The 12,076-nt window shown below is 61.3% G+C and carries 9 protein-coding genes; 5 read left to right on the top strand and 4 right to left on the bottom strand.

Annotated features, from left to right (window positions below; translation table 11 throughout):
• Positions 1 to 38: 38 nt before the first annotated feature.
• A complete protein-coding gene (locus tag RBA40_RS01455) occupies positions 39 to 386 on the bottom strand; it encodes a hypothetical protein (protein WP_306645332.1) in 348 nt (115 codons plus the stop codon).
• A 280-nt stretch (positions 387 to 666) separates the two neighbouring features.
• Positions 667 to 978: a thioredoxin family protein gene (locus tag RBA40_RS01450; protein WP_306645331.1), complete on the bottom strand. Its 312-nt coding sequence runs from the start codon at positions 976 to 978 to the stop codon at positions 667 to 669.
• A gap of 139 nt (positions 979 to 1,117) precedes the next feature.
• Between RBA40_RS01450 and RBA40_RS01445 the strand changes: the two genes are divergently transcribed.
• The 3 genes from RBA40_RS01445 (at position 1,118) to RBA40_RS01435 (ending at position 6,065) form a co-directional block, all read left to right on the top strand.
• Positions 1,118 to 1,909, top strand: a complete 792-nt coding sequence (locus RBA40_RS01445) for an oxygen-binding di-iron domain-containing protein (protein WP_306645583.1) — start codon at positions 1,118 to 1,120, stop codon at positions 1,907 to 1,909.
• Positions 1,910 to 2,076: 167 nt separating this feature from the next.
• Entirely contained in the window at positions 2,077 to 2,877 is an 801-nt protein-coding gene (locus RBA40_RS01440; protein ID WP_306645330.1) for an SGNH/GDSL hydrolase family protein, read from the top strand.
• Between the two features lie 425 nt (positions 2,878 to 3,302).
• A complete protein-coding gene (locus RBA40_RS01435; RefSeq protein WP_306645329.1) occupies positions 3,303 to 6,065 on the top strand; it encodes a hypothetical protein in 2,763 nt (920 codons plus the stop codon).
• Positions 6,066 to 8,393: 2,328 nt separating this feature from the next.
• On the opposite strand, the gene RBA40_RS01430 is transcribed toward RBA40_RS01435, so the two are convergent.
• Together RBA40_RS01430 and RBA40_RS01425 are read right to left on the bottom strand one after the other, a co-directional pair.
• A complete protein-coding gene (locus RBA40_RS01430) occupies positions 8,394 to 9,293 on the bottom strand; it encodes a LysR family transcriptional regulator (protein WP_306645327.1) in 900 nt (299 codons plus the stop codon).
• Positions 9,294 to 9,357: 64 nt separating this feature from the next.
• Entirely contained in the window at positions 9,358 to 9,645 is a 288-nt protein-coding gene (locus tag RBA40_RS01425) for a hypothetical protein (RefSeq protein ID WP_306645325.1), read from the bottom strand.
• Positions 9,646 to 9,763: 118 nt separating this feature from the next.
• Here RBA40_RS01425 and RBA40_RS01420 point away from each other — a divergent pair, with 118 nt between their 5' ends.
• On the top strand, positions 9,764 to 10,657 hold the full coding sequence (locus tag RBA40_RS01420) for a LysR family transcriptional regulator (RefSeq protein WP_306645323.1): 894 nt from the start codon (positions 9,764 to 9,766) through the stop codon (positions 10,655 to 10,657).
• Positions 10,658 to 10,813: 156 nt separating this feature from the next.
• On the top strand, positions 10,814 to 12,019 hold the full coding sequence (locus tag RBA40_RS01415; RefSeq protein WP_306645321.1) for an MFS transporter: 1,206 nt from the start codon (positions 10,814 to 10,816) through the stop codon (positions 12,017 to 12,019).
• Positions 12,020 to 12,076 lie beyond the last annotated feature (57 nt).

The raw sequence follows: 12,076 nt of genomic DNA, 5'->3' as shown, positions 1-12,076 counted from the left end.
CCGCCCGCACGGGGCAAAAGCAACGGATGGCGCGAGGTTCAGCAAGGCGACGGCTGGCCGCCGCATTGCGTGACAAGGTAGTCGCGCACCGCGCTCACGTCGGTAAACGGCATTTCCCCGATCACCTGGCGGATATGCCGCAATGCATCCCACAAGAATTCATACTGCCCCTCCCGCACCGGCACCAGGCTGTACACGCCCGTGGTGGTGGTGAAAAAGTGGCGCTCGTTAGGGACAGTGAACGCCGGCATCAGCGGTGCCCCCTCGTCATCCCAGAAACGCCACAGCGTCGCCTCGACATCGACCGCGTCACAGTAGGCGGACGCCGTCAGCGCGTCGGGAAAGACGAGCAGGGAGCATTCTTCGGTGTCGGCGGCAAAGATCATGATGTCCAATCGGGTGCGCGGGGCGATGTTTTTCTGGCATCACCCTTACCTCAACCGTAACACACAAAACAACATTTCGCGACTGTTTGCCCCGTAAATGCAGCGCTCCTGGGTAAGCGAGCTCCATCCGGGCAGGATTAAGCGTTTTCATCGCCATCCGCGCCGTCATGACGCGTCCGCATTTCACCCGCGTTCGCCGTAGGAGCCGGTTGGGACAGCTTGACAGGGATAGGGATAGGGAGGCCGCCGCACGCGCTGGCGGGCAGGCAATGGCATGCGTCTACGCCGCCAGCGCCTTGCGCACTTCGTCCGTATCGGCCGGCCGCACCACGCGCGCCACTTCCTGCCCATCTTTGATGACCACCACGGTGGGCCACAGCTTGACCTTGAAGGAACGGCCAAGCTTGCGGCCGCTGCCATCTTCGACCTTGATATGGCGCGCATCCGGAAACGCGCCCAGCGCCTGTTCGATCAGCGGCGCCGCCGCGCGGCAATGGCCGCACCAGTCGGTGCCAAAGTCCAGCACCACGACGCCCGGCGAGGCGTCGATGTCGCTGCGTTCCGGCTGCGCCGGGGAATACGGTGTGCTCATGCGCTTGCTCCTGATGTCATCCGCATAAGCCTACCGCAAAAATCCGCGCGAGGCTGCACAACTCAGACTATATGAAACGGAAACATTGCCAAAAACCAATTTAAGGCTTAGAATAAACCATTTTATGAGTAGGGTCATTATGGCGATCGAACTGTTCAATAACGGCAAGCACATTTGCCTGATGTTTTCCGACCTGGTCGATGAAGGCGAGGGGGCGTCGGTGCAGTCGAACCAGTTCCTGATTGTTCAGGACGGCACCGGCATCCTGCTCGATCCGGGCGGGATACTGACCTACAATGAGCTGTACATGGAAATGAGCAAGTACTTTCCGCCCAAACAGCTACGCTATGTGTTCGCTTCCCATGCCGATCCCGACATCATCGCCTCGCTGCCGCGCTGGCTTGCCGGCTCGGATACCAAACTGCTGATCTCGTCCATCTGGTCGCGCTTCGTGCCGCATTTTTGCGCGCAAGGCAAAACCGAAGGCCGCATCATCGCCATTCCGGATGAAGGCAGCCTGGTGCCGCTGGGCGATACCGAATTCCAGATCCTGCCCGCCCACTTCCTGCATGCCGAAGGCAATTTCCAGTTCTTCGACCCGGTCAGCCGCATCTTGTTCTCGGGCGACATGGGGGCATCGATGCTGCCGGAGGGGCTGGCCATGGACCCGGTGCAGGATTTCGACAAGCACCTGCCCTACATGCGCGGCTTTCACTCGCGCTACATGGTGTCGAACAAAGTCTGCCGCTACTGGGTCGAGATGGTGCGCAAGCTCGATCCCGAATGGATGGTGCCGCAGCACGGCGCGCCGTTCAAGGGCCGCGCCATGATCGCGCGCTTCCTCGACTGGATCGACACCCTGCCCTGCGGCGTCGACCTGATGACCCAGGAAATGTATCAGGCGCCGCGCCGCATCAACGTCGCCCTCTGATAATTGCCGAAGACAAATTTATTTTCAATCGCGAGGATTGCCCCAAGTAGTCTCGTACTGACATAGTCGCGGGAGCTGCCGCAGCTCCCCGGCCGTGCGATGTCGATAGTCAGCTGGTCCGTTGCGCGCCTCGCGCGGCGGCAGTCACTTTGGGAGTCACCTTGGTAATGCGTAGTCAAAAATGGCTTGTCGCCGCGTGCAGTCTGCTGGTTTTCCAATCCTCGTTCGCCCAGCAAAAACTGTCCCAGCCTCCTCCGTCTCAAGTTCCCCTGCTGCTGATCGGTGCCTCGTTCGCCGAAGGTAAAACGCCGTCTCACGGCGCCGACGCGCCACTGGGAGGCATCGCCGTTGGCTTCGGCAATTACCTCAGCCTGGGCCAGGCGCTCACCCGCCACCGCAAGCTGCCAGGCTATGTGATCAGCGAGGCACAGGCCGGCGCGGGCACCTTTGCCCGTGCGTTCTGCGCACCCGGAGCCGCCACCTGCGGACCGGCCGGCTGGGACAGTTACCAGACCCAGCTCGAACGTGCCCTGTCGCGCGTGGCCCTGCCGCCGACCTTTACCTCGTACACGGCCAAGTACGTGGTGGTAACCACCGCGAACGATTGCCTGCATGCGGACGCCGCGGGCATACCCCAGTCGGAATCGCAGCCGTGCACGCTGAACGACATGAACGCAAGCATCGACCGCCTCGTTGCGGTGGGCAAATTCGCGCTGTCGAAAGGCGTCACACCGATTTTTGATGTCGCTCCACAGTATGACCACCTCGATCTGCCGAAGTTCCAGTCGGCATTCGGGCTGGCGTGGGTGATCGGCGAGCAGGATTACACCCAGTTGCGCACGCTAGGTACAACACGCCTCAAGGCCGAGCTGCCGGGCGCCATCGTGCTCGATATCTGGAAGGATTACACGCATATCGGCGACGGCATCCATCCCGATTACGAGACGGCCGAAAGGCGGCGGACGTGATCGCCAGACACTTGCGCAAGCTCGACCGCTAAGAACCAGGTAGGCAGGCACAATGATTGCGAATTCAGTTCCGAAATCTTTCATCAAGATTCGGCTTCGCTGAGCAACTGGTTGCGTTTCTGACTGACGAAGCGCCGCCAGAAATAATTGGGCTGCTTTCACAAGTTTTCGATCCGGCTCAACTCAGGCAGGTAAGGCGACAGGTCATACAGAAACAGCCCTATACCATCAGGCCGGCCTGTAACGGCGGCGCATAACTGCAGTATGGTTACAGTCCGTGCTGGGCTATTTTTTCAATCCCGCCTGTTTTCGCAACACTCGCGTTTGCGAGGTTGCCCGGATCAGCCGGTAGGAATAGACTTTAAAACGCGGGCGTTCCACCTCGTAGTCGCTTACTCGCTTCTTCTGGAGAATGGGAGAGTCACGTGCATATTAATTTTCGCCGCACCAAGGCGTCTATAGCCATCAGTCGATTGATAGGTGTTGCCCTGCTGTTTTCGCAACTACCGTCCAGCGCCCAGAAAGACTGCCCCCCGTTGACCCTTCCTCCTGTTTCTATTGCGTCGTGGGATGCGGATACCGCTTACGAAATGACCGTACGCGACCTTGGAGGAGGACAGCTGCGCATAACCATCGTCGGAGACATCCTGATGGTCGATGCGGCACGGTTCGCTTCGTTGGTGCGCACCGTGGACAAAGCACCAGGCAACGTGGCAGAGGTTGTCTTAGATGCGCGGGTCGTAAGAATATTAGAGCCGATCGCGCTGCAAAGTGGGATGCTGCGCATATTCGCTGACACGGTGTCGATTGAAGAACGGGGCTTGGTGGCGCTCACCAAAGCACCAGGTTCTGCCACGGACGGCTTGGAGATCAATGCCACAATGGTTGACGTACGCAGCGCGATACCAATCCCACTCCAATTGTCGGTGAAGGCAGGCAGCCCCCGGCGAGTCAAAATCAGGGCCGCACGCCTCATGACCAGCGCCGGCCAACTTCAAGGAGCGCAGGCAGCCCGCACATTATGGCGGCGCAGTGCGAACTTCGACGGAATCATCCCCGACAAGCTGCCGCCGGAATGGGAGGTAGACATCAGCGATAAGGGCGGTGCTGATGCCATCATGGCGATGCAGCAGCCTGCTGCATGGCCCGGCTACCTGGCTTACAAGCTACGGAAACACCATTCTCTAGCGCCGTTCGATAAAGCCCATCAGCTGGACTTGAATGGTCGTATCCGCGTCGTCCGCCCGCTCATCGAACAACTTCAGCGGGCCGACGTGTTGATGGAGTTGGACGCAGTCTCGTTGCTGATGAATCGCAACATTGATCGTCGCGGCTACGGACCTGCGCACGTACCGTCAGAAGACCTTGTCGTGGCGATGCGTCGTTTCGCCACCACGCGGATCGAAGCACAAAAACAGCTGATTAATTTGCGGACGATTATCGCTTCAGCCCACCAAAGTCCAAAGCTCGATGTGGGGGCACTTAATACGGCAAGATCGCGGATCCGGTTGCTCAACGATGCGCAAGAACAGACTCGAGCGGAAGTAGGTGTAGTCTTCACAGACATAGCCGTACTGCAGGCGCAAGGGAAGGAAATCGACGCGGCGATCGTCATCGAACGAGAAAACAGTCGGAAAGCGCTCGAAGACCTCAAGAAGAAGCAGAAGGATTTGGACAATATCAAGCTGGCGACCACCGTGGTCGCCGTTGGCGCTTCATTTGTCGGTACCCCGGCCGCCGGCGCTGCAATCGCCACTGGTGTCGGAGTGGCAGGCGATTTGGTGTACGCCCATAATGCCGGAAAGCCAATGAATGTTGAAACGCTTGTGACGATCGGTGCAAAAAGCGCAGCGAATTTCAAGAAATTTCAAGATGCGCGCGAGGCCTGGGATAAGCACAGTGAAAACCTCAGCATCGCAAAACAGGTTTTCGACGGCAAAGCTGTGACCATGAAGGGGGAGAAAAAGATCCTCACGAAGATGGATGCGGCAAAGCGCGTTGGCGATTCGGCCGGAGATTTTGCCAAAAAAGTAAAAGCGGTGGCAGACGGGCTTGGTGCAATCCCTAAGCCAGATATGATGTCCCAAAACGGTATTGAGGCAGAAAATACGGAGCTGCAGCGACATCTTGGAAGGCTCGTAGAAGTGCAGCGGCAGTTATCGGAAAAAGCGGCGCGTTTGGACGGGCTGCAGAGCGCTCTCACAGCAGATGAGGCGGCGCTAGCGGAGACCCGTTTGGTCGAACAGGTGCTTCTTGAACTGAAACCCGCGAACGATCAGGAAGTTATGCGTTGGAAGACCGCAGCGCTTCAGCTATGGGCGCGCGAGCTGCAAAGCCTGTACCAAGACGCAATGGACCTTCGTCGCAGCCTTTTTTTCGAGACCTGGAAGACACCTACCTTGTCGCAAGATGTGCTTCACTATCCCGAAGAATTCACAGCCTATCTCGCGGCAGGGAGATATTCGCCAGAGGCCCCGAACGCTACCTCTCCAATCGCGCTAACCACGGCCCATCTTGATAATGAAATCGCGAGACACATGGCTGTGCTCGATGGGATTGCGCGCAGCGTTAGCGATACATGGAATGTTTACCAGGCCGAACGCGCAGCCGGTGCACAGCCTTTTTTCGATCAGCAAGAGATATCCAGCAGGGAAAGCGCACCGCCCTCGGTTAAATTTTTCATCGAACAAGTGAATGCCCAGATCCGTCGGCAGATCGAAAGGCCTGAAACCCGCGACAATCTTCAATTTACCTTGCTTATTCCGTTCGACATGACGCCCCCACCAACTGATCTTCCCGAAAGGTTATTGCAGGCTGGCGTAGTCACCCCAAAATTCGAGAATCCGACTTCGCTAGTAGGCAAGAAACTCATGTTTGACGTTACCTACCGACTAGCCGGCGAAATCAAGCGCAACCAGCAATGCGCCTATGTCGATCTCAGCGTCCCGGGCGGAAACAAGACGTCCGTTTGGCGCAGCTCTTCAGATGAAATAGCAAGTATCGAGTCGAAGCGCGCAGAAGCAGAGCAACCACTTACGTTTACTTCCTTACGTCAGTCACGTGCAGCACCGCCAGCCCGCACTCTCTACTTTCTCTCGGTAATTGTCGGCGGATCGCCCCAACACGGCAATTGGAAAAATGTCCCGACACTCGACAGTTTCACTTTTTGGAGGAGGATCGTGCAATGAGATTCCATGGTTCAAAAGTGTCACTTGGCAGACCGGTTACAGCTGCCGTATTTCTCGCTGCGGCGGCTCACCATGTGCAAGCTGCCGATGTCCCTTTTAGGGTGGCTTTCGAGGCTGCTTCCGGGCAGGACGTGATCTCTATCGCAATTCCCGATAGCGACACACTCGTGTTCGACGGAGGATCCTTCTACACCCAGGGGCGTCGAATCAATGTTGTGGCCGCTAAGGCACGAGCGACCGACGCAACCCGAATCGGCTTTTTTGCTCCCGATAATCGTCCATTACCCAAGACTGGCGTTGCAGGTACCGGCACTGCGGGTGCAGGGGGACCGAATGCCGCGTGTGGCGGTAACGGCTGCAACGGCACTGTCGGCGGAACCGGTGCACAAGGCGTCGCTGGTGACCCCGGTGCTGCTGCGTCAACTATGGTCTTCGACATAGGTACGCTTACAGGCGGAGGCAAAATTCATTTGTCAGCCACAGGACAAGCGGGAGGTCAGGGGCAAAAAGGTGGAAAAGGAGGCACAGGTGGGCCTGGAGGCGAAGGTGCGCAACGCTCGTGCGGTGGCTTTTTTGGCCTCGACACAAGATCAGGACCGGGTAACGGGGGGGCAGGCGGGACCGGCGGGACGGGTGGTATCGGCGGAACTGGAGGGCAAGGCGGTGGCAGCGGGTTCCTCGCACTCTCTTCGAACCTTGAAGCGCTTGTGAAGTCAGGCATATTAATTACCGACCTCGTCCCCGCGGCCGGTGGCCCGGGAGGAGATCCGGGCGATCCCGGCGACCCGGGCGGCCCCGGTGGCATGGGGCGCGGTAACAGCTGCGGCGGTGGCGGCAGCGGAGGGAACGTTGGTTCGCCTGGATCGCCAGGCGCCATTGGCGGCACGGGACTTAGCGGTGGCCAGGGCACATTGCGCTATTTGGCAAGCGAGCTGGCGAGGCCTGTCGCTGTGCCAACGCCCGGAGATAAAAAATAGCCCGTTCCCCGTATCAGGCGTTAGTCGCAGGCAAGCACGGAGGATTTACCGGGTCCCAATGCGATAGGTAGAGTAGCCCCCGCAGCAATCCGATTTTTTGACGAGAGGCGAGCCCAATGAACAGGAACTGCGACATTTTGCTCACTTGTCGTCAAATCTTTGTGGCGGCAGGATTCTCGATTGCCGCCATCATGCCGACCACGGCTGCGGACATGTCGTTTAGGGCCGCGTTCGACGCAGCCTCAGGCCAGGACGTGATCTCAATCGCGGTTCCCGACACAGACACGTTGGTGTTCGATGGCGGCGCTTTTTATTCGCAAGGGCGTCGTATCAACATCGTCGCAACGAAAGCCAGGGCGACGGGAGAGACGTGGATTGGATTCTTCGCGCCGGAAATTCGGCCCCCGACCTTACCCGGTGTCGCCAACACCGGTGAGGCGGGCGCAGCCGGTGCCGGAGGCGCTTGCAGCAGGAGCGGATGCAATGGCGCTGGCGGCGGACAAGGGGCGGAAGGGGCAAAGGGAACGCCTGGCGCTGCGGCCCCGTCATTGGTATTCGACGTTGTAAAGCTCGAAGGTGACGGCCGAGTCGTTCTAGCATCTGCCGGACAGGGAGGCGGGCAAGGCCAAAAAGGTGGAAAAGGGGAACTGGCGGCAGCGGCGGCGACGGCGCCAAAAGATCCTGCGGAGGCCTCGCGGGCCTGGATACCAAAGCTGGTCCGGGAGATGGCGGCACGGGTGGAGCCGGTGGCGTGGGAGGCATGGGCGGGACTGGGGGCCAGAGTGGCGACAGCGGCCTCATCTGGGTGAACACAACGCTAGGGGAAATCATCAAGGCCGGGGTCTTGGCCGTTGACCTGAGTCCGGCCGCCGGCGGCGTCGGCGGTGAACCGGGAGATGCCGGGAATTCCGGCGGGGGTGGCGGCATGGGACGGGGCAGCTCGTGCGGAAAGGGTGGCAAAGGTGGATCGAGAGGCGCTCCTGGCACACCGGGCCCTCGTGGCGCTAACGGGGCGACAGGGAAGGCAGGATTGATGCAGTATTTGGCCAGCGAAATCCCAGCTCCCGTGGCGACATCGGCGGCGCGCAGCGATTAGTCTAGTTTTCTAAGGCAAGTACGATGCAGGCAGTCGCGCCAATTGATTGTGAATACGGCTCCAAGAGCTTGCATCAAAAATACAACGCTGTCGACTAACTCGCTGTCTTTCTGCCTGTCGAGGTAAGTCAGAAATACTCGGGCTGCTTCCACTAGATTTCGATCCAGTTCAGCCCAGGAATGTAAGGCGGCAGGTAATACAGAAACAGTCCTGGTGCCTGCGTTGGCGTTTTTCGATAACCGAAGGCGGGCCGCCTCAGCGCGTCAGTACCGTCGCGCCCAGCCGGTCGGCCAGGAAGTCCACCAGCGCCGCCACCCGCGGCGCCAGCGCCCCCTGCTTGTAGAACACCGCCCACACCGGCTGCGACCATGGCAGGGTCAGCGGTTCGAGCACCGGCACCAGCCGGCCAGCCGCGACATCGGCGCGCGTCAGGAAATCCGCCAGGCAAACGATACCCGCGCCCGCCAGCACCAGGTGGCGCAGCGTTTCGCCGCTTGATGCGGTCACGGCCGGCGTCACACCGACGCCCTCCACGCCCGCGTCCGCCAGGGGCCAGGTGTTGAGCGAGGCCGGCGCGGTGAAGCCCAGCAGCCGGTGTGCGCCGAGTTCCCGTACCGTGGCAGGCATTCCGTGCCGGGCCAGGTACGATGGCGCGGCCAGCAGACGCAGGGCGCTGCTGCCGAGGTGGCGCGCATTGAGGCTGGAATCGGCCAGCTGGCCGATGCGGATGGCAACATCGGCCCGTTCTTCGATCAGGTCGACCAGCGTTTCGCCGCTGGCCAGTTCAAGCCGGATCAGGGGATAGGCCTCCAGAAAGGCCGGCACCAGCGGCGCAACCAGATGGTCGAGCGCCGGTGTGGCGGCGTTGACCCGCACCAGCCCGGACGGCTGGGACCGGCGCGCCGACACCTGTGCTTCGGTATCTTCCAGTTCGGCCAGGATCTTGCGCGCGCGGCCGAGCAGCCAGTCGCCCTCTTCGGTCAGATCCTGGCGCCGCGTGGTGCGGTGCATCAGCGTCATGCCGAGCTGGGATTCGAGGCGGGCAATGGCGCGGCTGATGCCCGATGGCGTTTGCCCGAGCCGTTCGGCGGCGGCGGAAAATGAACCGGTATCGATGACTGCGGCAAACGCACTCAGCGCTTCGACGTCGATCATTACTCGCTCTCCCCTGTTTGGCTCATGTCAGAAGGCATTGTACGGGAGAGCGGCGGCAGGGGTTTCAGAAAGCCGTCCCGGTCACGGCCGCCTCCGCCGGGGGGGCAGGCAGGGCAATGCTGCGCTGTGCGAACGGCTCGGTTGCTTGTCCGCCTCGCTTGCCGAACAGGATGCCGAATAGCGATTCCACGACAATCACTTGCCCGTCGCGCACCGCGCCGCTGACCGGCTCGGCCAGGCCGTCGGCAAGCGTGGTCAAGCTTGGCCGACGGCCGCGCAGGTCGAGGATCGTCACCCGTCCGTTGCCACCGTCGATGTCGTTCCCGAAGGCGAGCAGAATTCCGCGGGACAAACTGCGCAGCGCATCGTCTCCCGCAAGCGGCTGCGGTGTCGATGAAATGCAGCATGACAGCTGGGGAATTCATGAAAAAGGGCTTTGCACTCATCGGATAACTGAATATGATTCAGCAATGACCAATATGAATCTGGACGCCTTGTCCGCCTTTGCCGACATCGTCCGCTGCGGCAGCTTTCGCGCGGCGGCGCCGGAACGCGCCGTCACGCCATCCGCCCTGAGCCATGCCATGACCAAGCTGGAGCGCGACCTCGGCGTGCGCCTGCTGCGCCGTACCACGCGCGCCGTGGCGCCGACCGACGCCGGAAAGCGCTTGCTGGCCCGCGCCAAGCCGGCGCTCGACGATATTGCCGGGGCGCTGGAGGAGTTGAACGAGGTGCGCGACACGCCGTCCGGACGGCTTCGCATCACGGCGCCGCGCATGGCGGCGGCCACCGTGCTGGCGCGGGCGCTGCCCTCGTTCGCGCGCGCCTATCCGCGCATCGCGCTGGAGATCAGCGTCGATGACGGTTTCCAGGACCTGGCGGCAAACGGTTTCGATGCCGGCATCCGCCTGGGAGAAGCCTTGCAGCCGAACATGGTAGCCGTGCCGATCAGCGCCCCGGTAGCGATGGCTGTCGTTGCTGCACCAGCCTATCTGGAGGCGCATCCGGCGCCCGCATCGCCCGAGGACCTGGCAGCGCACGCCTGCATCGAGCTGCGGCTGCTCAGTTCCGGAACGCTGTATGGATGGGAATTCGAGCGCGGCACGCAAAAGCGGGTCGTCAACGTCGGCGGCAGGCTGCTCATGGATGATCAGGAACTGATTGTGCGGGCCGCAATGGACGGCTTGGGGCTGGCCTATTCGGCACTCGACTACGTTGCGCCGCACATCGAGCAAGGCCGGCTGCGCCGCGTACTGGCAGACTGGACGCCCGAGGGACCGGGGTTTTATTTGTACTATCCAAGCCGGAAACATTTGCCAGCGGCATTGCGCGCGCTGATCGAGCATCTGCGCCACAGCGCGTAATCGTCCCGCATTACCTTCGCACAGGCGGGATGAATGTATCCCAAACCCCTTCATTAGTGACTCACAGTCAAAAGTCTAGTGTGCCGTGGGGCATTTTTCTTCCTTCTCGTTCCGGGCACACTGCATAGCATCGCAAACGCCTCAACTGGAGAATCCATGCCACTCGCACTCTGGGCGCTGACACTGAGCGCTTTCGCCATCGGAACCACCGAATTCGTCATCGTCGGCCTGATCCCCACCATTGCCGCCAGCCTTGGCGTGTCCGTTCCCTCCGCCGGCCTGCTGGTGAGCCTGTACGCGCTGGGCGTGGCCATCGGCGCGCCCGTCCTGACCGCCCTCACCGGGCGCGTGCCGCGCAAGCAGTTGCTGCTTGGCTTGATGGCACTGTTCACCATCGGTAACCTGGTCGCCTGGATGGCTCCCGGCTACTTCGCCCTGATGGCCGCGCGCGTGCTCACCGGCCTGGCGCACGGCGTATTCTTCTCGATCGGCTCCACCATCGCCACCAGCCTGGTGAGCAAGGAAAAAGCCGCCAGCGCCATCGCCCTGATGTTCACCGGGCTGACCGTCGCGCTGGTCACCGGTGTTCCGCTGGGCACCTGGATCGGCCAAAGCTTCGGCTGGCAATCGACCTTTCTGGCGGTCTCGCTGCTGGGTGTGATTGCCTTTATCGGCAGCTACTTCCTGGTGCCGCCCACCATCGCCATGAGCCCGCCAGCGAGCCTGATGACGCAACTGGCGGTACTCAAAAAGCCGCGCCTGCTGCTGGTGTACGCCATGACCACCCTGGGCTACGGCGGCACCTTCATCGCTTTCACCTACCTTGCCCCGATCCTGCAGGAAGTGTCCGGCTTTTCGGCATCGAGCGTGAGCCTGGTGATGCTGGTCTACGGCGTGTCGGTCGCATGCGGCAATATCTGGGGCGGCAAACTGGCCGACAAGAAAGGCCCGATCAAGGCGCTGCAGATTGTGTTTGCGCTGCTGGCCGCCGTCTTGCTGCTGCTGACCTTTACCGCATCGAACATGTGGCTGGCGCTGGGCACGGTGCTGCTGTGGGGCGCGGTTGCCTTCGGCAATGTACCCGGCCTGCAGGTCTACGTGGTGCAACGTGCCGAACGCGACGCGCCGCAGGCCGTCGATGTGGCATCGGGCCTGAATATTGCCGCCTTTAACGTCGGCATCGCGCTCGGCGCCTGGGGCGGCGGGCTGATCGTGGCGCACGTGGGACTGATGGCCACGCCGTGGATCGGCGCCATTGTCGTGGTCGGCGCACTGGGACTGACGACGCTGGCCGGCTGGCTCGACCGCCGCGACGGACTGGTGCATGTGGCGGGAACCGGCCGCGCGGTCGCCGCGCACTGAGTGCCGGCGTGCGGCCACAGGCTGCGCGGGCTGCGGGGTGCGACAGAACCCGCAGCC

The sequence above is a fragment of the Massilia pseudoviolaceinigra genome (genome assembly GCF_030846505.1).
GTDB lineage: Bacteria > Pseudomonadota > Gammaproteobacteria > Burkholderiales > Burkholderiaceae_D > Telluria_A > Telluria_A violaceinigra.
The sequence above is the reverse complement of the archived record's forward strand: the minus strand, read 5'-3'. Positions and strand labels throughout refer to the sequence as shown.